This is a genomic window from Alteromonas sp. PRIM-21 (assembly GCF_027563165.1).
GTDB lineage: Bacteria > Pseudomonadota > Gammaproteobacteria > Enterobacterales > Alteromonadaceae > Alteromonas > Alteromonas macleodii_A.
The window spans coordinates 124,431-149,443 of the sequence record NZ_JADOEK010000002.1; the positions used below are offsets into that span (position 1 = coordinate 124,431).

At 43.3% G+C, this 25,013-nt stretch carries 21 protein-coding genes and 1 tRNA gene; 6 read left to right on the forward strand and 16 right to left on the reverse strand.

Going from position 1 to position 25,013, the window contains the following annotated elements:
- The first annotated feature begins 8 nt into the window (after positions 1-8).
- From IW644_RS04945 to IW644_RS04965, 5 genes are all read left to right on the forward strand, one after another.
- Positions 9-2,729: a TonB-dependent receptor plug domain-containing protein gene (locus IW644_RS04945; RefSeq protein WP_269916664.1), complete on the forward strand. Its 2,721-nt coding sequence runs from the start codon at positions 9-11 to the stop codon at positions 2,727-2,729.
- On the forward strand, positions 2,720-3,790 hold the full coding sequence (locus tag IW644_RS04950; RefSeq protein WP_269916665.1) for a cytochrome-c peroxidase: 1,071 nt from the start codon (positions 2,720-2,722) through the stop codon (positions 3,788-3,790). The genes IW644_RS04945 and IW644_RS04950 overlap by 10 nt, the downstream gene beginning before the upstream one ends.
- A gap of 251 nt (positions 3,791-4,041) precedes the next feature.
- Positions 4,042-5,889 carry a DUF6152 family protein gene (locus IW644_RS04955; protein ID WP_269916666.1) on the forward strand — a complete coding sequence of 616 codons (1,848 nt, stop codon included), beginning with the start codon at positions 4,042-4,044 and terminating at the stop codon, positions 5,887-5,889.
- 9 nt (positions 5,890-5,898) lie between these two features.
- Positions 5,899-6,399 carry a DUF6644 family protein gene (locus IW644_RS04960; protein ID WP_269916667.1) on the forward strand — a complete coding sequence of 167 codons (501 nt, stop codon included), beginning with the start codon at positions 5,899-5,901 and terminating at the stop codon, positions 6,397-6,399.
- Positions 6,400-6,805: 406 nt separating this feature from the next.
- Entirely contained in the window at positions 6,806-8,551 is a 1,746-nt protein-coding gene (locus IW644_RS04965; RefSeq protein ID WP_269916668.1) for an alpha-amylase family glycosyl hydrolase, read from the forward strand.
- Positions 8,552-8,728: 177 nt separating this feature from the next.
- On the opposite strand, the gene IW644_RS04970 is transcribed toward IW644_RS04965, so the two are convergent.
- Complete coding sequence (locus IW644_RS04970) at positions 8,729-9,892, reverse strand: AI-2E family transporter (RefSeq protein ID WP_269916669.1); 1,164 nt, start codon at positions 9,890-9,892, stop codon at positions 8,729-8,731.
- 297 nt (positions 9,893-10,189) lie between these two features.
- Between IW644_RS04970 and IW644_RS04975 the strand changes: the two genes are divergently transcribed.
- Positions 10,190-11,278 (forward strand): Gfo/Idh/MocA family protein, encoded by a 1,089-nt coding sequence (locus IW644_RS04975; RefSeq protein WP_269916670.1) that lies wholly within the window; start codon positions 10,190-10,192, stop codon positions 11,276-11,278.
- 129 nt (positions 11,279-11,407) lie between these two features.
- On the opposite strand, the gene IW644_RS04980 is transcribed toward IW644_RS04975, so the two are convergent.
- From IW644_RS04980 to IW644_RS05050, 15 genes are all read right to left on the reverse strand, one after another.
- On the reverse strand, positions 11,408-12,481 hold the full coding sequence (locus IW644_RS04980; protein WP_269916671.1) for an ADP-ribosylglycohydrolase family protein: 1,074 nt from the start codon (positions 12,479-12,481) through the stop codon (positions 11,408-11,410).
- A 90-nt stretch (positions 12,482-12,571) separates the two neighbouring features.
- Positions 12,572-13,360, reverse strand: coding sequence for a lipase family protein (locus IW644_RS04985; protein WP_269916672.1), 789 nt, complete (start codon positions 13,358-13,360; stop codon positions 12,572-12,574).
- 196 nt (positions 13,361-13,556) lie between these two features.
- Positions 13,557-13,913, reverse strand: a complete 357-nt coding sequence (locus tag IW644_RS04990) for a RidA family protein (protein WP_269916673.1) — start codon at positions 13,911-13,913, stop codon at positions 13,557-13,559.
- A 165-nt stretch (positions 13,914-14,078) separates the two neighbouring features.
- A complete protein-coding gene (locus IW644_RS04995) occupies positions 14,079-14,753 on the reverse strand; it encodes a DUF6998 domain-containing protein (protein WP_269916674.1) in 675 nt (224 codons plus the stop codon).
- A gap of 24 nt (positions 14,754-14,777) precedes the next feature.
- Positions 14,778-15,950, reverse strand: coding sequence for a PD-(D/E)XK nuclease family protein (locus IW644_RS05000; protein ID WP_269916675.1), 1,173 nt, complete (start codon positions 15,948-15,950; stop codon positions 14,778-14,780).
- 645 nt (positions 15,951-16,595) lie between these two features.
- Positions 16,596-18,428: a lipoprotein N-acyltransferase Lnb domain-containing protein gene (locus IW644_RS05005; RefSeq protein WP_269916676.1), complete on the reverse strand. Its 1,833-nt coding sequence runs from the start codon at positions 18,426-18,428 to the stop codon at positions 16,596-16,598.
- Between the two features lie 3 nt (positions 18,429-18,431).
- The gene (locus IW644_RS05010) at positions 18,432-18,788 is read right to left on the reverse strand and encodes a hypothetical protein (RefSeq protein WP_039223413.1); all 357 of its coding nucleotides are present in this window, start codon (positions 18,786-18,788) and stop codon (positions 18,432-18,434) included.
- Between the two features lie 218 nt (positions 18,789-19,006).
- The gene (locus IW644_RS05015) at positions 19,007-19,381 is read right to left on the reverse strand and encodes a hypothetical protein (protein WP_269916677.1); all 375 of its coding nucleotides are present in this window, start codon (positions 19,379-19,381) and stop codon (positions 19,007-19,009) included.
- Positions 19,382-19,389: 8 nt separating this feature from the next.
- Complete coding sequence (locus IW644_RS05020; protein ID WP_269916678.1) at positions 19,390-19,932, reverse strand: redoxin domain-containing protein; 543 nt, start codon at positions 19,930-19,932, stop codon at positions 19,390-19,392.
- Between the two features lie 9 nt (positions 19,933-19,941).
- On the reverse strand, positions 19,942-20,538 hold the full coding sequence (locus tag IW644_RS05025) for an NAD(P)H-dependent oxidoreductase (RefSeq protein ID WP_269916679.1): 597 nt from the start codon (positions 20,536-20,538) through the stop codon (positions 19,942-19,944).
- 351 nt (positions 20,539-20,889) lie between these two features.
- Positions 20,890-20,976: transfer RNA gene (locus IW644_RS05030), tRNA-Leu, on the reverse strand.
- A 306-nt stretch (positions 20,977-21,282) separates the two neighbouring features.
- Positions 21,283-21,861, reverse strand: coding sequence for an Ig-like domain-containing protein (locus IW644_RS05035; RefSeq protein WP_269916680.1), 579 nt, complete (start codon positions 21,859-21,861; stop codon positions 21,283-21,285).
- An 11-nt stretch (positions 21,862-21,872) separates the two neighbouring features.
- A complete protein-coding gene (locus IW644_RS05040; RefSeq protein WP_269916681.1) occupies positions 21,873-23,465 on the reverse strand; it encodes a DUF4331 domain-containing protein in 1,593 nt (530 codons plus the stop codon).
- Between the two features lie 270 nt (positions 23,466-23,735).
- Positions 23,736-24,473: an anti-sigma factor gene (locus tag IW644_RS05045; RefSeq protein ID WP_269916682.1), complete on the reverse strand. Its 738-nt coding sequence runs from the start codon at positions 24,471-24,473 to the stop codon at positions 23,736-23,738.
- The gene (locus IW644_RS05050; RefSeq protein ID WP_269916683.1) at positions 24,470-25,003 is read right to left on the reverse strand and encodes a sigma-70 family RNA polymerase sigma factor; all 534 of its coding nucleotides are present in this window, start codon (positions 25,001-25,003) and stop codon (positions 24,470-24,472) included. Before IW644_RS05050 ends, IW644_RS05045 begins: the two co-directional genes overlap by 4 nt.
- Positions 25,004-25,013: the final 10 nt, after the last annotated feature.

Below are 25,013 nucleotides of genomic sequence, written 5' to 3' on the forward strand. Positions count from 1 at the left end.
AACTTCCTATGAAATATGCAGCCCCTAGCGGGCTGCTGTTGTCGTTATTAGCAAACGCCCCGTTTGTTAATGCCCAACAGCAGCAAGATGTAGTTGCGCCTAAGAATGATGTTTGCATTTCTGAAGACGCGTTGAACAGGATGACCGATGCTGAACGTTTGGCGTGTGTGGAAGAAAAAGAACACGCTAAAAAAATGGAGCGTATTTTAGTTGAAGGACGTTTTATCGGCCTGCAAGTGCCAGAAGTGGAAGGACGTTTTACGCTCGATAGAAACTTCATAGAGTATACGCCGCGAACGGGCGGTGATTTTACCGAGTTACTTGGCTTATTGCCTGGCGTAGTGTTGGGCGGCGAACAATACGATGCATCAGAGCAAGGTGAAATTAAAGCGCAACGGGTATCTATTATGGGCGCTGAGGCATGGCAAACCGGTTTTTTTCTAGATGGTATGAACTTCAACAGCCGTCAAGATCCAAGCTCTTACCGTTCAAATACAACACTTATAAATGATGTTGAAGGTACAACGCAAACCTTCAACATTAATCAGCAAATTATAGATAATATTACGGTCTACACGAACAATGTGCCGGCTCAGTACGGCAGTTTTAGTGGAGGTGTGGTTGATGTCGAGACGCGCGAAAGCTACAAAGAAACGGAGTTTGGTTTTAACTACCGGACGTCTCGAAGCGACTGGAATAACTACGAAACTTTTTTAGCTGAAGATGTGATCGAAGGTAATGAAGAAGCGCCTGATGAGCCCGCTTTCGAAAAACAGATATTAAACGTTAATTTTGCCAAAGCGCTTAACGAATACTACCACTTGCTGGTGTCGGCAAATTACACAACCAGTGAAATATCAAAACTAAGTCTAAACCAACCGGTTGCCACTGAACGTGAAAATGCGAACGTTCTCGTTAAACTGACCCAACGAAACCTATGGGTGGACAAGCTTACGCTAACGGCTAATTATTCGCCGTATACAAGTAACGACATTATAGCCAATGCTATAGATAGCGACTTTGAAATAGAGGGCGGGGGCTTCAGCAGTAGTATTAAAGTAGAGCATGGTTTTGATAAATTTGCCCTTGAATCGAAGCTTAGCTTTGCAGAGAGTTACAATACGCGTTCTGCCAACCCACATTACTATCCATGGGCTAAAGCTATCGGAAGAGAGTGGGGGATAGGTGATCCCACCCAAGAAGCGGCAGTGTCTAACCAAGGTGGATACGGAGATTTAGATAAAACGCAACAAACCTTCTTTTTTGATAATTTAGTCAGGTTTAATGCGTTTAATTGGTTGGATATTGAACACAGCATAAAAGCTGGATTTCAATATAATAATGAGTCGCTTGAGCGTCAGCGATATTACGACACCTATGTGTATAACTCGCCGATTACAGGGGTGAGTAATCTAAACTGTAACGGCGGGGTATTTGACTGCGTAGCGCTAACCACATCAATGACTATAGAGGATTTAGAGGCACAGCTTGGCGAGTCTTTAGATTTTACAAACCCCGATCACGTATTGGCGTATTCAAATATTGTCACTGCGTCACCTCAGTATTTTGCGTTGCGAAGTGTTTACCCTGAAGAATACATAGATGTGAATGTGCAAAATATTTCATTTCACGTTACCGACAGTATGGATTTGGGTGATGTCACATTGAATGCTGCACTGCGGGCTGACTACGATGATTTTCTTCAAAACTTAAACATTGCTCCTCGAATTAGTGGTGGTTACCGATTGTTTGGCGATGGGGATAAACTTATTACCTTTGGTGCAAACCGCTACTACGATACCAATTTGCTTTCTTACGCAGTACGAGAAGCACAGTTGCCCTATCAACTGGAGCGCCGAAGCATTTCCTTAAATGGTGAGCTTCAAGGTTGGTCGCCTTTATCTGGAGGCAGCGACTATCGTTATCGTTTTGATAACTTAGATACGCCTTTTAACGATGAGATTGTACTTGGTTGGAAACAGGCTACCGATTGGGGTAACTATGCCATTGAGTATGTGAAACGCTGGCGTCGCGATCAGACTTCCGTTAGCGGTGACCCCGTTTATAACCCGGAAGACGGTTACTACTATCGTACTCAAACTAATAATGGTAAAGGTCAGAACGACCGTATTTCGCTTTCGTGGGCATGGCAATTTAATACCAGTAGTTTTTGGTTTAATACCACCTACCAAATAAGTGAAGAAGTTAGTTTCGATGAAGAAGACGTAGATGTTGCGCCTATCGATGAGCTTATCTTCTTACGTAGCGGAGATGAAGAAACCGGCTATACCTATGTCGAAACGACGCTTAACAACTTAAGTCTTGCTGAAACTGAGTTTTCACAGCCTTTGGCATTTAACGTTGGGTGGACCACAGGGTGGACAGACACGTTTACCACTAGCTTAACAGGTTCCTATCGCCAAGCGTTTGATGATTATGTGGCTACTGACGATGTACAGTCTAGCGGACAGCTTTTGCGTGTTTGCTCTATTTGTGACGGTGAAGAGGTGCTCAATGTTCCGGTGTATCAGTTGGTTAACGTTCCTAGCCGCTTCTTAGTTAATGCATCTGCTACTTGGGTGCCTGAGGTAATTGGGGACCATGCGCTTCGATTTAGAGTAGATGTTCAGAATCTTTTAGATTCGCGAACCTATTCAGTGGCGCCTGGTGAATCAGGTATTGAAACTGGTCGTTCAATTTGGTTTGAAGTAGGTTATCAATGGCATTAAGGGTTATCCCACTAATTATTTGTGCTCTTTTGGCGTTTTCGGCGTTCGCCAATGACAACTTAAGGCACATGTACGGAAAGCCGATAAAAAGTTGGCCAACAGCAGAAACCGCTGACGGGCAGCCCGCTGCTGCCCTAGCTCCATTAAAACCCAAAGCCCCTCTGGCCACCTCCCAGCAGATTGAATTGGGCGAAAGGTTATTCAACGACCCGCTGTTATCTCGTGATAACAGCGTAAGTTGTGCTAGTTGCCATTTTAGCGAGCGTCACTTTCAAGATGGCAGGCGAAGTGCCACTGGAGTTAGAAAGCAAGTAGGTAAACGGAATACACCACCTATTTTTGGTATTGACCACTGGGAAAGCTTTTTTTGGGATGGGCGGGCCCAGAGCGCCACTGAGCAAGCGTTAAAGCCTATTGAAAACCCCATAGAAATGGATTTACCTATTGCGGTCGCATTAAAGCGGTTAAATGAATCTCCAATATACCCAAGTTTGTTTAAAAACGCATATGGAAGAGAAGATATAACATCGCCTATGCTTGCAATGGCGTTAGTGGCGTTTGAAAGAACCATTCCACCGCCTAAAAGTAAATACCAGCACTTCATTACTTTGGCTGAAACGTCGCCAGAGAAAGCGCAAAGCATGCTCTCTGACTCCGAACTTCAAGGGTTACATCTTTTCAGAACCAAAGCGCAATGCATGACGTGCCATGAAGGTGCGTTACTTAGTGATAACGAGTTCCACGTTACAGGGTTTCATCTATATGGCAGGCGCTTTGAGGATTTAGGAAGAAGCGAATTTACCCAAGATGTTAAGGATATCGGAAAATTCAGAACACCTTCCTTACTTGGTGTTTCCAATACAGGGCCTTGGATGCACAACGGGTTATTCACACAGTTTCGCCCTATGATTGAGCAATATAATGCAGGCGGATTTAGACCGAAGGCTAGAGGAAGTAAAGCCAGCGATCCTTTTTTCCCTGTAACAACACCACTTATCGAACCACTTAACTTAACGGAAGAAGAAGTTACAGCATTAGTAGAGTTTTTAAATATTCTTTGACTTTAATTAGAGCAGATACTGGTATAAAAACACTTCGCAAAAGAAAAGCGATATAGCGAAAACCCTTACTCAAACACTCTGTTATCAGGTAGCAGTGGGTAAATAGGCGAGTTCTTACTACAAAAAACAGCGTTAAATTTAAACGTTCTTTACATTCACTTTATAGCTCCAGAAGCAATCTTTCACTATCATTCATATGTGAGCCTTCAAGTTTTCAACCCTCTTCTTTTCAAACATCAGTTGAACTAAAAATGACACTACCGACGTCTTTTAGCAAAGAAAAAGCAATACTAAATCTTCAGTGCCTGTGCGTAATTTTTGCCTTATTTATTGCATTTCCTGCATTCGCCCACCACGGAAGTAGCGGACAGTTCGATACCAATGCAACGGTCGAGTTTAGCGGCAATATCACTAGGGTTCGTCTTGTTAACCCTCACGCTTACGTGTATTTCGACTCAATTGATGAAGCAGGTAAGGTTACGAACAAAAGATGTGAATTACAGTCTGGTTCTTTGTTAAAGCGAAGGGGCTGGACCCAGTCGCTCTTTAAAACGGGTAGCTTCATTTCCATCAAAGGTTCACCTGACAGAACCGATCCTACTACCTGTTACATGAAAGAAATCACGTTTGAAAATGGTGTTGTCGCATTTCGAAACAGCGAGTTTGATGAAAATGGAAACGTTCTTGTAACAAGTGAAGGCGCTTTGGATGGCGAGCCCTCAAAAGAACATCACGCTGAAGAGCACGAAGAAGACTTCCATCATGACGACGAGCATCATGACGAGGACGACCATCTTAACACCGCGTCATTAGAACAGACCGTAGACCTGAGTTCGCGTGAGCGTCTTCACGAAGATGGTTCTTTGAATATGGCTGGAAACTGGGTAATGGTTCGTTCGGGAGAAGGCCCTCCTGGTGGAGGAGGCAGTAGAGCTATGCTTACACCTGCAGGGCAGAAAGCAGTGGAAGGCGCGACATCAGCCGATAACCCACGGTACCAATGTAAGCCGACTAACATCATTATGGATTGGTGGTTCGATATGATGGTCAATCATATTGAGCAAACAGATAAACGTATTACGTTGACTTATGGCTTTATGAATTTAAAGCGCACTATCTATCTAGATGGCACTACGATGCCCGCTAATTACCAGCCCAATCGTGCAGGTTTTTCGACAGGAAAATGGGAAGGTGATGAATTAGTTGTGACAACCACAGGGTTTGATGAAGGGTGGATCATGGCGCCTCTTGGAGGTAATCCAGGTGGGCCGCCGCCGGGGCAAGAAAGAGCAAAGCGACCACCTCGTCCGTCTGGTGAACAAGGTATGCCTAGAGCAGGAACAAGAGGCCCCGAGGGAAGACCAGGCCCTCCTTCTCCAGCTAAGAACAGTGCTCAAATGACGATTGTAGAGCGCTTTACATTAAGTGAAGACGGCACTGTTTTGTCCCGAAAATATACGATAACAGACCCACTGTATTTAGCGTCACCAATGGAAGGGCAAGACGAGGTAACCTTCACCAACGACAAGTACATTGATTATGAATGTGAAGATCTTACTGCTGAAAGAGGGTCTGACAGTTTAGGTGGGGTAGGCGTAACGCGAGCCACCAAAAATAACATTGAATCAGATGATGTTGCAAAAGGGTTTCTGTATTCGCTGGAAGATTCAACAATTGGAACAACCATATCTAGCACACAATGGGGCTATCCCATTGTGTTGTCGCTACACGCCATAGGTATGGCGATTATGGTGGGCGTTTCACTAATGTTGTGTGCGCGCGTTATAGGGTTTGCTTCAACCATACCTCTTTCGTCCTTTGCTCCCTATTGGTCGATAGGGCTTATAGGCCTCGTAATTAATTTTTTATCTGGAACCGCGCTATTCTTCGGTAACGCCTCTGAGCTTTATTTTAATCTGGCTTTTCGGATTAAAATTGGCCTAGTAGTTCTTGGCCTTGTTCTGACTAAAATGATGGTGAAAAGGGCAATTATTTCAGGAAACGACAGCGGAAAAGGCCATAAGCCCTTGGCTATTGCTACGCTATTGTGTTGGGTCGCCGCTATTATTGCTGGCCGATTAATTGGCTATATGAGTTAGAGGGCTAAAATGATGGAAGCTTTTTTATTTAGTGTCATCGACACACTTCAAACAAGCCAGCTAAACCATTTTGTTATGGATAACGCTGTAGTATTTCCAGTATTAGAAATGGCGCATTTTTTAGGCTTAAGCATGCTGTTTGGGGCCTTGCTCGTAGTTGATTTACGGCTTATAGGTGTTGCTAAAAAAATTCCAATAAACCATGTTGAATCATTTCTTCGCTTTGCCCTTATTGGGTTTGCTATTAATGCGATAACTGGCGTTTTATTTGTAATTGGCGACCCCGGACGGTACTTAGTTAACATCGCTTTTGGCCTTAAGATGCTAGTTATTGGGTTAGCAGGCGTCAACACACTTTATTTTGTAAAAAGGGTAAAACCGCAATTAGACAATGCTCACAAAGTGCAGACAGCGGGCGCTGAGGCAGCGATAGTTGCCTGGTTATCTATCGTGCTATGGTTGAGCGTTATCGTATTGGGGCGCTTCATTCCCTATGTAGAAACGCCTTAGTTTCCACTTATTCTTTCACCTTTTATTCTTGCACCTTACTGGATGGAGCATTGCGTAGCGGTTATTGATTTAAATCGCTATGCAATACTGGCTTTGCGTGTATCGTTAAGCAACTGAGGTAACACCTAACCTCAACGATCTTCAGCGTATACGACCTTACTAAGCTTGGTATTTACTCTCTACCTACCTCACTAGCCACCGAATTTACCAAGCAATGTGTAAAAACTACGGTAAAAAATGATGACTATGTAAAGCTCAATAAAAATAGCCCTCACTTTACATGGACTTGGCGGTTTTCATTATTGGCACTTCAGTTGCACAACTAATGGACTCTATTAGAGTCGTCGCTAATAACGCGATGCAATCCTCTTTTTTATTCATTCCTTCGCGTTGGAGCGCTAATAAAATGTGTGAGAATTCAATAGGCCCAGGTGTAGTAAAAACACAAACTGGGTATCGTTTTTCCGTATGGGCGCCTAATGCACAAAGCGTCTCACTAACCGGAGATTTTAATGACTGGAATCGCCCTGGTATCAGTATGCAGAGGCAAGATAACGGTGTGTGGTGGTGTGAAACTGATGATGCTAAATGTGGCCATGAATACAAGTATGACGTGACTAATGCTAAAGGTGATAGCGTTCTAAAAAACGACCCTAGGGCACGGTTGATGACCAATAGTGTAGGCAATAGCGTTATTTATGACGATGCCTTTAGATGGGAGGTAGAAGACTTTAAACCTGCTCCAATTCATCAACGAATAATCTATGAGCTTCATATTGGCACATTTCACCGCAAAAATGGCGAGCAAGGTACATTTGACTCGGCCATAGAGAAACTTGATTACTTAGCTTCGCTAGGCGTAAATATGATAGAGCTTATGCCAGTAAATGAATTTGCTGGCGATATCAGTTGGGGGTACAACCCTGCATGCCCATTTGCCGTTGAAGAAGCTTATGGTGGGCCTGATGGCCTAAAACGCTTTATCGACGCCGCGCATAAACACGGCATAGGCGTAATAATGGACGTTGTATATAACCATTTCGGTCCTAGCGACTTGGACATTTGGCAATTTGACGGCTGGAGCGAGAACGACAAGGGGGGAATTTATTTCTACAACGACGAACGCTCCGCTACCCCATGGGGAGACACGCGACCTGACTATGGCCGTCAAGAAGTACGAGATTATATTACCGACAATGCCTTGATGTGGCTTAAAGAGTTTAAAGCAGATGGGCTGCGTATGGATATGGTACCTTTCATGCGTACCGTCTCTGGTGCAGACTCAGGGGAAGATGATATTCCAGAAGCTTATGAGCTAATTAAGGGAATAAATGGGTTCATTCAACAAGCATGCGCTGAAAAAATGACAATTGCTGAAGACCTCCACCAGCACGATTACATTACAGATCCCTTAGAAGGTGGAGGCTGTGGTTACACTGCGCAATGGGACGCTGCATTTGTACACCCAGTACGTGAAGTGCTCACTCAATCTGATGATGAAAACGTCAATCTTGATGTACTCGTCGATGCGTTATGCAAACAATACAGCGCTAGCCCCTTTGCTAGAGTTGTCTATACCGAATCTCATGATGAAGTGGCTAACGGTAAAGCTCGTCTTGTCGAAGAAGTTGCGCCTGGAAATGTAGATGACGATTATTTTGCGCGTCAAAAAGGCATGTTAGCAGCCACCTTGGTGCTTACAAGCGCCGGTATTCCCATGTTGTTTCAAGGGCAAGAATTTAAAGAGACGGGGTGGTTTAACGATACAAAAGACCTAGATTGGTCACGGCGCAATAGTTTTGATGAATACTTAGGGGCAATCACGGAACTGGTTAACTTACGTAAAGGTGAAGATAAAGCTACCACCGGGCTAACTGGCGCAAATACAGAGGTTGTTCATCGAGACAGTAAAAACAAAGTCTTGGGTTATCGCCGTTTCAATGACATCGCCAATGAGTCGGTGTGGGTGTATCTGCATTTGGGGGGCGAAGACATAGATGATTATCAGTTATCAGGGTTGCCGGCCGACCCTCATTGTTTATTTGCATGGTCAGACGGGTTGTGTACGCAGTCTGTTCATATAAATAACGGGAAAGTAAGGCTTCCATCATTCGGTATTTTTATTTTGACCGAGCGGGGTAACCTAGACTAATTCTTAAAACAGGAAAGTAGTTTCATTCGCAGAGTGATAACGTTTTAGTTAGCACTTGATGGCAATATAAAAAGGCCTAACGGAGCATAAAATGTCCATTAGGCTTTTATTGTTGATAAGGAGCGTAAATAACAGCTAGTGGTCTAAGGTTTCTCTATTCTACGAACGACAGGAAAATTATTTCGACTCAAGAAGCCTTATCCAGTGGTCAAAAACGCCTAGATTTTCCAAAATGATTTTAACGCACATCAATATTGGCACTGCGAGTAAGACGCCCACCACGCCCCATAGCCAGCCTGTGATAGCTATCCAAATTATGATTATCAGCGGGTTGAGCTGCATACTGCGCCCCAATACGGCTGGGGTAATCAACTGAGACTCAATAATATTTAAAAACAAAAAGACACCGGCTGGCAGAAATGCGCTGCTGGTAAGTCCAAACTGAACAACCCCTACTACTAGCAACACCATGCTACTTGCGATACCGCCCAGGTAGGGAACAAAATTCATCAAAGCAACAAGGGCGCCCCACAAAAGCGCGTCTTCAATATTCAAATAGTAAAATGCACCAGCTGTAGCCAGCCCTAAACAGGTGTTTATGATACTGATTGTGACTATATATGCTGAAAGTTCTCGCTGAATTTGATCGACTAATACCAGTGCTCGTCTTTTGTCGGTAACCACCGGAAAATCTCTGATGAAAACGTGAAACAGATTAGGGCCAAAAACCAATAAGAAAAAAATCAACACAACACATGCCATGACTTGAGCCAATAAAAATGGCGCGTTGCTAAACAAGGTTATTCCCATATCAATACCGCTTTGTTTAATCTTGTCGGTAACCGAATTTGAGGTATCAGGTTGAGCTACGGGCAGCTTTGGGGAATCGTCGTCGCCAAACCAGTTGAAAATAGAGGGTTCCTCTTCAACTGGTTCAGCTGCAGGAGGTGTAGTATAGGCATCAATACTACTGCTAATTTCTTCTATTTCTTCGCTAATTTCGGCGGCTATTTTTGGCAGAGAATGCATCCAACGCTCTGCGGGTTCAGCAAGTTCTACAGTGAGCAATGTGAAAGGGGCTATCAATAAAACAATTAATGCGCCTGCCGAAATAGTCCGCGGTACAAATACTTTCCTAGCAATGGCGACGAGTGGGCTTAGCAGTAAGGCAATAAAAGCGGAAAAGAACAATGGGATAAGTAAAGATTTCGCCAAATACATGGTGTAAATAAAAGCAAAGATTACTAGGGTGTTCAGCAACTTAGTCTGCTTGGCTATTTTAGGGTATGCGCCAGTTAAATTCTTTTTTTGTTTTTCAGTAGTAGAGCCAGCGTTATCCATGTCTTAGCCTTGGGTGAGAAGCGAAATATACGCGATTATTCGTAAACGTGATGAATTATGAATACAAATATTACGAAAATTTCATATTTAAAGTTCAGTACTTAGTATTATGAAACGAAAGAACAAACTTCAACAGATAATGTTTTAAGGCAATAGCGAAGAACTAATTACCTTTTAAATATTCTTAGTCGAAATCCTGAGCTTTCTTATCCTTCTCGGTAATCTTTGTGTGATCTGTATAGACAAGTAAAGCACTATTAAAAGCATACATGGATTATTGTCTTATGGAGAGGGCTAATGCCTCGTATTACTCGTCGTCATTTTCTTCAAATAGCGGGTTCGGGTTTACTCGTTGCTCACAGCCCTTTTTTACTCGCTCAGCCTGCTAAAAAGAAACTAGGTATAGCTTTGCTTGGTTTGGGCAACTACAGCACCAATTTATTAGCGCCTGCGCTACAGCACACCGAACATTGCGAGCTGCGAGGTATCATCACAGGTAGCGAGGAAAAAATTCCTAAGTGGCAAAGAAAGTACGGCATTAAAGACGCCAACGTATATACATACGGCTCTATGGCTGAAATAGCCAATAACGACGATATTGACGTTATCTATGTGGTAACCCCCACAGGTACGCACAAGGACTTTGCAGTTCAGGCTGCAAATACAGGAAAGCACGTGTGGTGTGAAAAACCAATGGCCATGGATAGTGAGGAGTGCCAGGCAATCATTGATGCTTGCCATCGAAATAACGTCACTCTATCCATTGGTTATCGCATGCAGCACGAACCCAACACACGCACTTTTCATCAGTACCTTGAAACTAAACCCTATGGAGATATAACCGCGGTATCGAGCTTTGCGGGTTATGCCGGGCAAGGAAGGGCGGCAGACAACTGGCGTATGCAGAAACATATGGGAGGCGGAGCTCTTTATGACATGGGCGTTTATGCAATAAACAGTGCGCGCTTTCTAACGGGGCGAGAGCCTTTGTCTGTTACCGGCAGCCATCCTCCACAGCGCTTCCCAAACAAGTTTACTGAAGTCGATGAAACGACCTTATTCACCATGGACTTTGGTGACGGGCTGGTGGCAGATTGCGGCACAAGCGTAGTAAAAGGGTTTAATCATTTCAAAGCTGACTGTGAAGACGGTTGGTATCAGCTAAAACCAATGCAGAGCTACAACGGAGTAACGGGTACAACCTCTGATGGGAAAACACTGCCACCTATTAACGGTATGCAGCAAACACTTCAAATGGATAACGACGCTTTAGCCATAATAGCCGGGCGACAGCCAATGGTACCCGGTAGTGAAGGACTTGCTGATATCAAAATCGTGAACGCGATATTTGAAGCAGCGAAAACTGGTCAAACGGTTAGGCTGTAAGGTTTTACCACCAAGCTCAACAGGGGCAAAAGCGAAGCATCAACAATTAGTTGTTCATGTAATGCTACGTTTGGCGTTCGCTTCGTTTTGATTATACGAAGCTTCACATTACGAAGCTTTTCCCTTAAGTCATTCAACGCCTAGAGAATCGATTAGCGAGTTTAGCTTTTTCGAGTCGGTTAACTCGCTAAACCATGGGGTTATCTCTGCCCCGTGCATTAAACCTAATATGGCCCCTAAAACAAAACCGCGATGCACGTTGTCACCACCCACGTTGGCGTTTGCCATCAGTGCTTTTCTCGGGTTATCAGCATAGCGATAAGCGAAGTATAATACGGCGGGCCAGGCGTCTGAGATATAACAGGCTGGCGAATACATACGTCCAACAACTTCAATATCGCTTTTGTTCTTTGCCGTAAGCTTAGCCAAGTTCAGCCCTGCTGACTTACCCGCCACCTCTTCTAAAATATCCCTGGATAGTTCATCTTCGCGGTGAACCAATTTGTAAATCAACTCTACATAGTAATCGCATACTGAAGCTAACGACTCATCGGGATGAGTTAAATAAAGGTGCTCACGACACACACATTTTATATCTTCAAGCGCAGTGTTCTTAGCTGCTTCTACTACCGCTAATGGTGTTACTGATACAAAAGCCCCTATCGAAGCTGTATCGTGGGTAACCGCTCCACATTTATCCGCAGGACGGCCTTGCTCAAGGTTCGCGAAAAAACCTCTGTGATAAGACTCGGCATACGTGTCAGGGTGTTTTGGCACATCGGCGCGCATAAAGCTAATGTACTGGTTTAAAAACTCATTTTTTTCATAACCTTTAAGTGCGCAGGTCAGAACAATGCGGGCGCAATGGGCATTAAGCGTATTTTCACCAGCTTTCATTCCCTGATGGTAATGCACATTGTCTTTGCCCCAATACTGCCTTTTCCCTTTAAGAATGACCTCGCCCACTATTTCTTTTTGGCTAGCTGATGCTTTGTTTGCGCGGCCACCTTGTTGTGTGGAATGCAGCGACATTATTGAAGAGGGATGAAAGGATGGCGCATCCTCAAACTGCTCTATTCCTAACGGAAACGCCTTGTAGATATCAGCAGGGTTGTAAAACCAGTGCACCGGCATAGCGAGTGCGTCGCCGACAAATGCGTTTTTAAGTGCTGCTCTTGCGCGTTCTACGATTAATGAAGCCATCTTTCCTCTCGCCTGCCAACTAATTTATTTGGATGGGAATGCGTGTATTACCTCATTTAAATTACGCGTAAATGGCCAAAAATGATCGTTTTAATGCTCGTCAAACAGTGACTTGTTGCGGATATATTTTCGCATGTAGTGGTAGGTAATAGGGCGCAACAACCAACTTTGAAGCGACATAAAAAAGCGCTTATGTGTAGGTGTGTTTTCATATATTTTGTCGTCGTGCAGCCAAAGCATTTTACCTACGTGCCAAAAGTAAAAAGGAAAGGGCGGCATAAAGGTGATTACGTCAAGATCGCAACAAATACGGTAGGTCCTATGGTGTAGCGTGTAATGTTTGTACCACGAGCGCGTGCCTACCGCAGGTTGGCCAAAAGTCACCACTCTTTTTACTGACTTCGGGAATCGCCTTTGGAAATAATCGGCCATGAGCACAGCAACCGCTCCGCCTGATGAATGGCCGATAAACGAAAAGCGTTTACCTTGGGCGCGAAGAGGCTCTAGTACTTTAACGAGTAACTCTCTAAGCGGTAAGGCGTCCTCTGAGGTTTTTGTACTTGAATACATCGGCTGAGCAAGTAGTCTCGCAAAACCCCAGTGAACAAAAAAGCTTCTGTTCAATTGACGCAATCTATAGGGTATGAAAAACAAATTAGCGAACCAGTCTTTAAAACCCAACGAACCGCGAAAAACAATAATGACTTCTTTTTTGTTTTCTACCCACAATATTCTTACGCTCATTCTGCCGTATTTGTCGACCAGTTGGCGTTCATGAAATGGGTCTAATATTTTTTTGTATTGCGCGTCGGCATCGGGGTAGGCGAGTTGACAGAGGATGGCATATCGTTCGTATTGATAGCGTTTCAATTTCTTCATGAAAACTCATATCGGAGCAATGTGCATTTTGAAATAGTGCTTTTGACGGCACTTTCAGAGAACCTTATACGCTATAGGATATTTATTTCAGAGATATGACGGCGAGGAAAATTCGGATAAATTTATCATAGTTGGCTCTATGAATGACGGCATACCAATAACCATAGAGCCTAAAATCAGTTCTTGCTTTCTATACTTATTCTGCAATCTCAGCAGCAACAACAGAGATTTCTACAAGCAGAGCGTCGCGTGCCATATCGGCAGTAACGCAAGCTCGCGCGGGTGCGTAACCTTCTGGAACCCAGTTATCCCATACCTCATTCATCTTCGCAAAATCATCCATGGTTTTAAGATAAATGGTCGCTGAAAGCATATGCTTTCTATCGCTTCCCGCTTGAACAAGTAAGCTATCTACTTTATCAAGCATGGTTTGAGTTTGATGAGTAATATCTTGCGTGGCATCTGCGCATACTTGCCCGCATAAGTAGATGACGCCATTGTGCTTCACAATGCGGCTCATGCGCTGCTTGGTTTCCATTCGTTCAATGTTCATTAATTAAAGCCTTTTAGGAAGTGAGAAGAACTTGTGTTGAGCGACTTTAATTGGTTTGTTGGGCTACTTCAATTGTTAGTGTGTTGCGAAAAAGGCGACGCTGCACTTTTCCAATAAATTAAGGAAGGAAAGTGTAGTTTCATTGAAAACCACTACTTTTGACAGCTATTTTGCTTTTAACGTTCTAATAATCAAACTGCCGAGTTGCCTCGTATTAAAGGGGTTACCGTTACTATTTAAAATACTCAGATTGAGCTGCTCTGCCACTTCTCGAAGGATAGGCTTTGCGGGCGTTATGTGGTTAGCTCCTTTGTAGACTTCGATAGTACCGTTTTCAAGTTCCTTAATTGTGTAAGGTGCTTTGTGTACAGTATTAACAGTAGATACATCTTTCTTTAGTTTATTGGTATTAAGAAGTCTAGAGAGCGAAATGATTAACTTTCCACTATTTCCGCTAGATTCACGCATAAACGTTTTTGCTTTATCTGTTTCTTCGTTTAGCAATGTTTCTATTTGCATTTCTTCGGTATTAACTTTTAACACAATTACACGGTCTACGAATTGTAATGTGTTAGGGTTAAACGCGATGTGACCGCTGGCGCCCATCATAGCAGTGGTTTTTACTGATACCCGCTCACCATCTGCGCTAACAACATCATAACCTTGTTGATTTACTTCACTCGCCATTTGTCCATTGGTGATTAAAGCCGCGTATAATTCACCAATCCTTCCTATAAGATGACGCAACTCTGTAGGCGGAACGCCCCATGTGATTTCCCTTTCAAACCACGACATTGCTTCGCCTAGTGACTGAATGATTTGCATTTGTGTCAGGGCCATTTTAACTCCTGTAGTGCTCTCAAATTATTTTGTATTTAATTCAATAAGGAACGGTTGAAAATTCGAGCAAGACAAAAGCAACTCCTGTAATAAACTAATTGAACAAATAAATTCATTAAGCTGCTCTGGGGAATCATGTAATTCAGAGAAAAATGCATCCATGCGCATCAACACAGCGAAAGGATGATAAAGGTTAACTTCGGCATTTGTATCAGCGCTTAAATTATCAATCACTTTCCACTTATTATCATGGGGCGAATAACTAACGTTCGATGCATTTAACTCGTTAACTCTTTCTGCGATCTCGCTTCTAAGCCCTTTAAAAGTAGTGCTTGATTGGAGCGAGTTATGTAACGATTTTTGAAAGTCGAAGATTAATCCGACGTGCATGTGTTTGCCCGTTATGTGTTCAAATTTATGGTCAGCACCATCAGCCAAAAAGCCGCAGAAAATACTTGGCTTCCAATCAAACTTCTGCTCATTTCCAAAACTACAAAACTCTATTCCAATTCGACGCTCAACAGCGGAAAGTCGATCTTTTACAGTAGGCGCCAATAATTGGGCTAAAGGCCAAGTGATATGTTCAAGAGAGGCTTGCTTAATAAGCAAACGCATTTGTTCTTCAAGCTGTTTAGCTTCAAGGTAATGCGTAATAGCCAATTGATTGATAGGAGATATCTTACCCAATCCCTCTGCTTGAAGAAGCCCTTTGAAGGACTCCAAGTACCATTTGGCTATTTCATTTTTTAAAGGCTTAATTTTACCCAAAAGTTCGTGAATATCATGCCAACAAATAGCGCAGTCGGGGTTTTGTTTATGCTGATACTCTCGTGCAGTTATAAGAACAACGTAATGATAATTGAAATTTTCTTCAGCATAGGCTCTGTAATTATCGAGCTGAGAATAACTCAATTCAGAATAGACTTTATGCTCGAAAACTATTACCACATCGTCCCACTTGACCAGCATGTCAGGAAATTTCCCATCGAAGTTTGCTTGGGTTGAGACCTCATAACTACTGGCATTGAAAGCTTTTGGGAGCGCTGATTTTGAATTAATCTCTTCTAAGAGAGCTACCATAACCTCGCTGCTATTTTTCAATAAGTGCGCAAATGCCTCTGTTAAAAAGTTCTCTAATGGATCTGATTTATCTCTAGGTCGATACTTTCTTAAGTTTACGAGTAGGTTGTCTTCCATGCTCAGGTCTCTTCCACATTGATCGGTTTTATTTATTTAGTTATCAAGTAACTCACAGAAAACACCATTTTCATAAGTGCTTTCACCTCGCTCGCGAATACTTATTGCAACCTAACGATAGTAGTTAATGTATACAGTAAATTGATTATGCATCTGAAAGGTTAGATAAAAGTCATTAGTAAGCGATTCAAAAGACCGCATAGTGAGTATCTCTTTTCCATTTACATTTTTCGTCCTGTAATGAAAAAGTGTCGATAATGAGTTTTCTACTGCACTTATTTTTAATAATAGTGCTATCAGCAAAAATTTTAAACGTAGCACATCTCTTCTCAAAGAGAACTCGTCCACGAGGGAACATCTGATACTCAGAATTCATAAGTGCAGGAAATTCAGGAAGGTAAGCTTTTTCGGTTTCCCAAACACTTATATGGCTAAAACATGTGTCGGCAATACCCAGACTACTGTACTTTGCTTTCGACAATAATATAGACCTAGATATTAGCCTTTCATGGTAAACCCAAAAGATACCAATACGTGAATTCGATGCTGTCATTTAAGTTGTCTTAATTTAGTTTTACACCCCACTGACACTTTTCATTTTTAGAACCCTCTTTAGATGTTGCGTTTTGAAAGCCCCAAAAAATGTTAAAACCGATACCCCAACATAAAAGATGCGCTAGATTCATATTCATCGGCAACTTTCTGTATATTCACTTCAAAGTCTAACGCGATGTTTTCGAAACCATATTGGTGCAAGCTCAACGATACAGCATCGATTGGCTCATCACTTCCATATTGGTTGTAGGTCCTACTTAAGTTAACCGCCAACTTACTATTCAGTTTTGTATATGCATATAGCCCAACAACGGGTTTGGCGTACACAAATGCATCTTCCTTGTTAGCGCCTGCACCCACAATGATGTCGCTATACACCCCTAACCCCTGCATTACTTCACGTGTAAAGCCTAAACCAAACTCCGATTGCACAATGAGTTTGCGTTTTCGCTCGCCAGTTAGCACCCGATTTATTCCAATGTTAAATGATGATGACCAGTTGCTTATATTTTGTGTAACAGGTACTCGCGACACCATTTGGTAAAGCATGGCTTTATCCACATAGATATCACCTAAGTTGCTTTGCTCTAAACCGACTCTGAGCTCAACGTCGGCCAAGATAAGCTCGGTTTCACCAATCATGCTCCTGTTGTCATCGGCGAGCCTTCTTGCAACAGGAAAGGCACGAAACGCCATGAACGAACGGCTGTCTTGATGAGTGAAACCGGCAGCAACATAACCTTCCTGCTGGCGAGTGGAAGGAACAGGGAATTCAGATACGTCTAAAGAAAGGTGCTTATATTTAGCATCAAACGCTGCAATTTCAGCGGAGTTCTTTTGATATTGTTGTTCTGAAATTGTTTGAGCTGACCTAAAGTATTGATTAAGCGCCAATGCGTATTTGGTTTCAACAAACGAAAGTGATAATGAATCGAGCTGAGCATGGGCTAAATGCGATGATATGGCAGACGCGCGTTTACTGCCGATACTTTCTTCTAACGTCGTTATTTCCCACTTATTAGAAGGTACAAATTGGGTCGATGAAACGAGAGAGTTTGCTTGAGCAAACTTAACGACATCAAGAGGCGTTAGCCAGCTCGCAACCCGATTTAGATGAGCAGGGCGAGCAATATTTACCAATAACTGAGTTACGGTGGCGCAGTTGAAAATATGAAAAAAATAAGCGGGGCTCTGCTGTCCCAACTCCCATATGTAGTCTTGTACGAAGTGACGTTGTTGCTCGTTGAAATCTAGCGTGTATCGCCAAATGTTTCTTTGCTCTTCATAGAGATAAAACTGCTCAAATTCTTGGTAAGGAGCAACCTTAAATACGCCTTCTTTTCCTGTCATCAATGTTTCGTACATGATGTGAGGAACGTTTAAAGAGTCTAGTTCTGTGAAAAACGTAATACCGTGCTTAACGGGAATGCCTTTATCGTTAGTACCATCTAGACGAAGCATAATATGCCCCATCATAGAGCTCGCAGATGTAACGTTTTCTGAGGCGTAAATTAGCTTGATACTATCGGCCGGAACACTTTCTACAAATTTGCGATATTCTGTGCAGTGCTCGGCAGGGGAAATAGATTCAAATTCGGGAAAGTAGCGCTTGAGCAGCCGTAAACGGGCCGGGTAGTTGCAAATGTTTTGGGTATTACGCTGAAAAAGGTCTATGGTAGCTTGCGCTTCGGCCAACGGACTGAGAAACGACTTTGATATATAAATAGAGGTGTCGTTAGTAATTGGCTTCCCATTTTTAAGTTGTAACAATAGGTGCCACAAAGGGTCGTTAGCTATTTGCTGTAACGTTGCGCTATTAACTTTTGAATAGCTAGTTTGAGTAACGTCACTGGCCGTAGAATTAGCTGCGAAAATCAAAAAAAAGGAAGCAAGAATGCTTCCTTTTAGAATTCGTGTAAACATATCTTATTTACAAGGTACGCTTACTGAATCTTGGTATTTCCACATTTTGTCTGAGCCGTAATCGGTAGACGAACCGAATACACCGCCACTAATGATGTTGATGAAAAACGCAGATTCAACTTCTTTGTTCAGGTTAACGTCGGTACATTTTGCATCGTCAGCAACTAGCACTTTATCTTTGTTCTCTTTCTTAACAGTAACTACACCAGGCACTGTTTGAGACATGCCGTCAACAGTCACTGTAGTCGTTTCACCGCTAGTTGTTGTAACGTTTATTTTGTGTGTTTCTTCGGTAAGAATGGTGGCACAACCTGAGGTAAGAATAAGGCTTGCAGCAGCTAGTCCAATTATTTTTTTCATTATATTTCCCTTTCTGATTTTGAATGTCGAATTTTCGACGAGCGTTAATATAATCTTTACGCTATAAAAATCAAATAAAGATTGTTTCTAAATTGGTCTGCTGGTGGGAGAGGGCAAATATAAGTGAGCGTATGCGCCAAGATAATGAAGTTAGTGCCAAGTAACCCTGACACTAACTTTAAACGCGTTCCTATCACTTACCATAATCGAAGGCTTGGTTATTTGGCTTCCACAATTATTGCAGTAATTGTGGAGTCGCCGATGTTTTTAACTTGATGCTCCCATTCGTCATGCCACATGACATAACCATCAGGGATTTCCAAGGTCATTGCTTTGTCAGCTGTTTTGATGATAGCTTTTCCGCCATCTTCAAAATAGACGGTTTCAGCATTGTGTTTGTGCCAAGTGTCTTCCTCGCCAGGCTGAAGCGTCATCTTTAAAACGAGCACGTTTTCGTTTTCTAAAAGAAGAGTGTAGTGCTTTGGCGATACAATATGGGCGTGTCCTGTATTGTCATGGTTCGCCATAGCACACCCAGATAACATAGCACCCGTTGCCAAAAGGGCTGCTACGAAATTAGCCACTTTTTTCATAGAAGCTCCTATTTGTGCATACCGCGAATAGGGTAGTTGTTATCAGGATTACGAATCCAGCCCAAACCACTTACTAATGTCTCTAACTCAGGTCTAACAAATGGGTTGTTAGAAATATCAGCGACGTGCACATTACCTTCATTGTTAACAACAAACAGCGCTGGCTCAGAAAACGGGTGATCAGTTTCTTGAGGAGATCTTGGATCAGAGATATATACGCCTAATTCTTCCATCTGCTCCACCGTTAAGCCGTACGCAATTGGAAAGTTAATGTCCAACCTAGGAAGGTGACTTTCAAGCTGCGCTTTACTGTCGCCAGATACTGCAATAAGGTCTACGCCAGTTTCGGCAAGATAACCCCTAACACTCTCAAGTTGATTGAGGTATCGAGTGCAAAGTGGGCAATGTTGCCCTCGGTAAACCACTACCATTTTCCAATCAAGACCGTTCTCAGGTGTCGCTAGCTTTACAGTGTCGCCATTTAACAGCTTTGCTGAAATATCTGGAAAAGCAGAACCTGCATGTAACTTATTGGTGTATTCAGTACTCATGATAAATCCTTAAAAATGCTTGTTGATGTGGGCTTCAAAACGTTTGAAATCGTTTTCTACATCGGCGTTTTTCATTACGTCAAAGCTAGCGAAAGTTTCCATTGGCTTCATGCCAAAGAACTTGAAGTTCATATGCATTGGAAACAGTAAATCGTCTACAGATTTACCTTCGAAAAACTCTTCGCTGTCGTTAAATGACTCTTCTGGAGCATTGAAGGTTAAAGACATCATATATTTAACGTCGGTAAGGGTACCGCCTGTGCCGTAGTTTTTCTTCGGCGCTTCTTCAACGCGACCGTCGCCGGCACATAAGGCGCCACCCATACCTGCAGTGTAGATTTCATCCATATACTTCTTGAATGACCATGGCACACCCATCCAGTTAATTGGTGCCTGTAGAAATACGATGTCAGCCCACTGATGATGGGCCAACTGTTCTTCAACGTTGTGTTCTTCGGCCATTGTCACTACCCGAGTGTTGTAGCCTTTAGCTTCAAGCAGCGTTACTGCTTTATCGACGAAAGATGCGTTTAGCTTGCCTTCTGAGAAAGGGTAATACTGGTGTGCATTAATAATTAGTACATTGCCGGTTTTTGTCGTAGTCATCTCAAAACTCCAAAAGGTTTAAATAAAGCTCATTGGTTTGGGTGGTTTATTTTAGTAACCTTATAACTGTTTTCAACTAGTGGTGTTTTGGTGACCATGCTGATTTTTCTATTAATTTTATTGTGAACAAATAGTTAGATAATCAAAAAATTGATCTGACGTAACGGAGTTGATGACGCAAGTTACGAAGAGTTATTCATTAAAGAAAAAAGTTGTGCAGGAGGCTTATATTTAAGGCTTTACGCTAGATCGATGTTTGGTAGCGCAATACTTATAGAAAACACTTTCTTCCAGACACAAAAAAACCGACTCAAAGGTCGGTTTCAGTATCTACTTCTGTAACGAAGAAGATGGTACCAGTGGGCGGACTTGAACCGCCACGCTATCGCTAGCAGCGGATTTTGAATCCGCCATGTCTACCAATTCCATCACACTGGCATTGTGTATAGATATCAACGTGGTGTTGATGCTTGGCATTATAGCGATGCATCGCGCCTATACAACAATTTTTTGTGCTTTTTATGGTTAAGTGCCGAAAGATTGTCCAAAAGAAGGGGCGAATCTATTTATCACATTAGCAATAACGTATTTCTACCAACGTTAGGCTGTGTGTTTTATTGCTATAGCGGTGTCTATTAAAGCCGGCAATTCTTCAGCGTCATTCATACTTGCTTAAAAAAGCCGTCCTTGGCTTTACGGTTGACACTGGTTATGTGCTAACAAACTCCTGTTATTTGATGCGTGTTATTGGTCTATCAATAAGTCATCAAATGTAGAGTCGTCAGCATCTTGGGTGAACTCGCGCCCATTTATTGGTAATGGTTCATCCGTTGCTGCTTGATTGAAGGCGTCGCGGGTATAGCTAGAGAATGATACCTGCTGAGCTTCTATGGTTACGCTAACAGAGGCCGTGACTTCTGAATTCACACCATCAGATACGGTAAAGGTAAAGCTATCGCTTCCTGTTACCTGAGCGTTAGGTGTGTAAGTAAAGCTGCCATCTGCATTAACTTCAGCATTACCGAGACTACCGTTCTCACCAAGGCCAAAAGTCAGTGTGTCGCCATCTTCATCGGTTGCTGTTAACGTTCCATCAAATGCAATATCTGCTTGGGTTGTTAGCATTTGGTCAACGGCTACTGGCGCTGCATTTTCTTCAGGAGCTTGATAGTCGTTATCGTCGTCGCTATCGAAACAACCTGAGAGTGCTAACACCAATCCTGAAGCAATCCACATACGGTGCTGTTGACGTTTCACTGACGTTTGCTTTTTAGGCGCAGTGGTATCACTGCGCTCATTTGATAACCTAATCTTCATAGACATGATGGATCTCCTTATTCAGAGCCAGCAAGTGGGGTTTTTAGGTATGGAAATGACGTATCAATCATGCTTGCATCTACAGGCGCACCATCAGTGAAAGGTACATTACCCACGCTGGCGTCCTCTGGTGTACAAAGGCCAAGGTCTGTATCTTCACCTGCTACCGGGATGGGATAGCACAAACGGCCCATAACTACGCGAAGGGCTATATCAACTACGTCATCACCAGGGCGGCGGCCATTTGGGAAGCCCGCTAGGTCATCACCTGCTACACCAAATGCAGACTGTGATTCGGCAGGTGTCGCTGGAATACCCGTGTTTAGACGCAGCATTTCTGATGCAGTTACAGTGGCTTGCTGGTTAACGCCTGGGAAGCCAGTAAGGAAGGCTGTTACTAAGTCCATACGCGGGAAGTTAGTCGGCGCAAGGGTATCAATATCCGTACCCAGTGTAGTATTCACTGCATCTTTAAACAGAATGTTTAGTAGCTCTGGCAAAGAAGGGTGGGTGACATAATCTGCAAATTGGCCGTCAGCGCTTGGATGAGAGCTAGAGAATTTGTCTTTATCGCCAATACCAATAACAAGCTCGTTAACTAGCGGGCTACCTAAGCGAGAAACTTGCGTCATAGCGCCGCCATTGGTTTCTGGCTTCTCGAAAGTGGCATCCGGGTTTAGAATGCGAGCCTGAGGTAAACTTGCCGTGGTCCAGCTACCAATTACGCCATTGCCTTCACCGGTAACGCACGTTTTTGGTACTTCAATAGATAGGGCTGTTACGTTTTTGTCTACTAAGTCATCATTCATTGCGCTTTGCGTAATGCCGCCAGGGAAGCCCTCGCCGTCCCCTGCACCCGGTGCGCTGTCGCCTTCAACAGGTACATAGTTTACAAGATCGAAGGTTTTGCCAAGGTTAACCACGAAGGGGTCTTTACGCTGGCCAACAAACACTTTGGCCATGTCATCGCACCCAGGGATACTGAATGAGTAAATGAAGCTTTCAGCATAGCGAGCGTATTCTGTTTCACTGGTAAAAGTTTTATTACCAATGTAATCAAGGGGCTTTTTAAACATATCGCCCATTGCCGGGGTAAGCGTAGTGCGCGTGCCCGTTTGCATGTCGCCGCTAACCATAGTTAGGCTATACATCTCAGAGAAATTCGCTGCGCTTGAATCATCGGCGCTTATACCACCTACATTTTTAAGCGGTACTTTCACCATTTTCTGTTCGCCTTCAGGCCCAATTGGCAGGGCAATGCCTTCGTTCTCGGCAGCAAGCATATTGTTGAATTGGAAAACAAAGCTTAAGTCTTCAACCGCGTCGCCGTCGCTGTCGATATGAATGGCGTAGTGCGCGTTCGGATCCATCGCAAAATAATTAGGACCACCGTACGCATCTTGCAGTGGAATGTAGTTTGCGATGAAAGTCACATAGTCTTCACGACCTTCTTCATAACTGTTAAAAGCGTAAAAATCGGTGCTATCTAAAGCTGGGTGACGAGTAATATTCGGTGCTTCTCTGTGGCTTGATGCTATTGCGCCTGCGGTTACGGCTGCACATGTCACGGCAATTGCCAGTGACCAAGTTTTGCGTTTGAATTGGATCATGTTGGGTCTCTCTGTTTTTATGAGTTCAAAAGACCAAACGACTGAGCTTTCACCTTGGATGCAAAAATGTTTAAAAAACTAAAATAAAGTTTTTGTTAAGTGTTAAAAGTCGGCGGGGCGAAAAAGGAATACGAAAAAGCGGTAGCAGTTAAAGGAACGGAAGAGTAATTAGAGATTACAGATAAAACTATGATAGAAATGAGAGAGCACCAAGAGATAAACAAAAGGCCACGAATGGTGGCCTTATTACAAGAGATTAGATGTGTAAATTTACACAGACACAATTGGGGCTATATAAAGTACCTCGGTCGGTGCCCCCGTTACCGAGCCACCAGGCGCTTCCAAACTCACTGCCAATGCCATGATACTTTGGTCAAGCAATATATCCGGTGTTGCCCTTGTATCTCCATTCGCTTCTGGCATTAAGCCAAGTGATATTGGTGCTTCACCGTTAGCGGGCACCATCCAAAGCTCATAGTCTTTGCCTGCTAAAGCCACGAAAGCATCGGTGACCTTAACATTCATGGTTGTGTCAGACACCTCTATTACCCACAAGGGCGCGTTGTCCGCATTGTTGACGACGGCAATACGCGACACGTCTGGTGCCGGCACGGGTTGCATAACAAAAAGTAATACGGCTAACACCATTGCAGCAGCCGTAGATATGAACGATAAGCTTTTCCAGCGCTTCTGCTTCTCTTGTTCAAAATCGACGACATTTCCGCTAGCTGGGGTAGTATCGGTAACATTATTTGCGAATGCAGTATCATCGGCCGCCTTGTGACCTAGTTTTACTTGAATATTTTCCCATACGCCTTCGGGCGGTGCGACTGGAGGCAAGGTTTCTGCAAACCCCGTTAGGTATTGCTCCCACTGAGCGGTTGCGTCACTCACAGCTTGGTACTGCATCATTAACTTTTGATAGCGGGTTCGCGCTTTACCGCGAAGCGTTCCAACCACATACTCTGCGGCAAGTGCGTTTAATCTCTCTTCTTTTAAATAGTTCATAGTGATAGGCACCTCTGCAAACTTTGCAAGCCCCGTCTTATCCAGCTTTTTATGGTTCCAAGTGGTGATGCCAAATGAGTAACAACCTCTTGATGCGACATACCGTTGACATAGGCAAGATGAATAGCCTGACGCTGCGGGCCGTCTAATTCATCTAAACACGCAGCCAATTTCGCTTGTTCCGCACCTAGTTTTATTGTTTGAGTGCTTTCTTCTCCCGCTGGCGCGTCATCGTTTAGCTCAACTTCATTTCGTACGTTGTGATAGCGAATTAAATCGAGTGCGCGATAGCGAGCAATACTGACCATCCAAGTGAGGACGGTGCCTTTTCCTCGTTGATAATTGCCGGCGTTATGCCAAATTTTTATGTAGGCATCTTGGGTGGCTTCATCGGCTAACTCTGGCCTTTTCAAAAGCTTTAAAGCAACAGCGTAAAGCTGACCACTTGTTAGTTCATAAAGCTTTGCGAAAGCTTCTTTGTTTCCCTCTGCTGTTTTACACAGCAGTGGAAACAGGGTTTCATGTTCCATAGGTGCTCCT

Coding starts and splice junctions, on each gene's coding strand:
- IW644_RS04945 (WP_269916664.1), top strand. CDS start 9: ATGAAATATGCAGCCCCTAGCGGGCTGCTGTTGTCGTTATTAGCAAAC.
- IW644_RS04950 (WP_269916665.1), top strand. CDS start 2,720: ATGGCATTAAGGGTTATCCCACTAATTATTTGTGCTCTTTTGGCGTTT.
- IW644_RS04955 (WP_269916666.1), top strand. CDS start 4,042: ATGACACTACCGACGTCTTTTAGCAAAGAAAAAGCAATACTAAATCTT.
- IW644_RS04960 (WP_269916667.1), top strand. CDS start 5,899: ATGATGGAAGCTTTTTTATTTAGTGTCATCGACACACTTCAAACAAGC.
- IW644_RS04965 (WP_269916668.1), top strand. CDS start 6,806: ATGTGTGAGAATTCAATAGGCCCAGGTGTAGTAAAAACACAAACTGGG.
- IW644_RS04970 (WP_269916669.1), bottom strand. CDS start 9,892: ATGGATAACGCTGGCTCTACTACTGAAAAACAAAAAAAGAATTTAACT.
- IW644_RS04975 (WP_269916670.1), top strand. CDS start 10,190: ATGCCTCGTATTACTCGTCGTCATTTTCTTCAAATAGCGGGTTCGGGT.
- IW644_RS04980 (WP_269916671.1), bottom strand. CDS start 12,481: ATGGCTTCATTAATCGTAGAACGCGCAAGAGCAGCACTTAAAAACGCA.
- IW644_RS04985 (WP_269916672.1), bottom strand. CDS start 13,360: ATGAAGAAATTGAAACGCTATCAATACGAACGATATGCCATCCTCTGT.
- IW644_RS04990 (WP_269916673.1), bottom strand. CDS start 13,913: ATGAACATTGAACGAATGGAAACCAAGCAGCGCATGAGCCGCATTGTG.
- IW644_RS04995 (WP_269916674.1), bottom strand. CDS start 14,753: ATGGCCCTGACACAAATGCAAATCATTCAGTCACTAGGCGAAGCAATG.
- IW644_RS05000 (WP_269916675.1), bottom strand. CDS start 15,950: ATGGAAGACAACCTACTCGTAAACTTAAGAAAGTATCGACCTAGAGAT.
- IW644_RS05005 (WP_269916676.1), bottom strand. CDS start 18,428: ATGTTTACACGAATTCTAAAAGGAAGCATTCTTGCTTCCTTTTTTTTG.
- IW644_RS05010 (WP_039223413.1), bottom strand. CDS start 18,788: ATGAAAAAAATAATTGGACTAGCTGCTGCAAGCCTTATTCTTACCTCA.
- IW644_RS05015 (WP_269916677.1), bottom strand. CDS start 19,381: ATGAAAAAAGTGGCTAATTTCGTAGCAGCCCTTTTGGCAACGGGTGCT.
- IW644_RS05020 (WP_269916678.1), bottom strand. CDS start 19,932: ATGAGTACTGAATACACCAATAAGTTACATGCAGGTTCTGCTTTTCCA.
- IW644_RS05025 (WP_269916679.1), bottom strand. CDS start 20,538: ATGACTACGACAAAAACCGGCAATGTACTAATTATTAATGCACACCAG.
- IW644_RS05035 (WP_269916680.1), bottom strand. CDS start 21,861: ATGTCTATGAAGATTAGGTTATCAAATGAGCGCAGTGATACCACTGCG.
- IW644_RS05040 (WP_269916681.1), bottom strand. CDS start 23,465: ATGATCCAATTCAAACGCAAAACTTGGTCACTGGCAATTGCCGTGACA.
- IW644_RS05045 (WP_269916682.1), bottom strand. CDS start 24,473: ATGAACTATTTAAAAGAAGAGAGATTAAACGCACTTGCCGCAGAGTAT.
- IW644_RS05050 (WP_269916683.1), bottom strand. CDS start 25,003: ATGGAACATGAAACCCTGTTTCCACTGCTGTGTAAAACAGCAGAGGGA.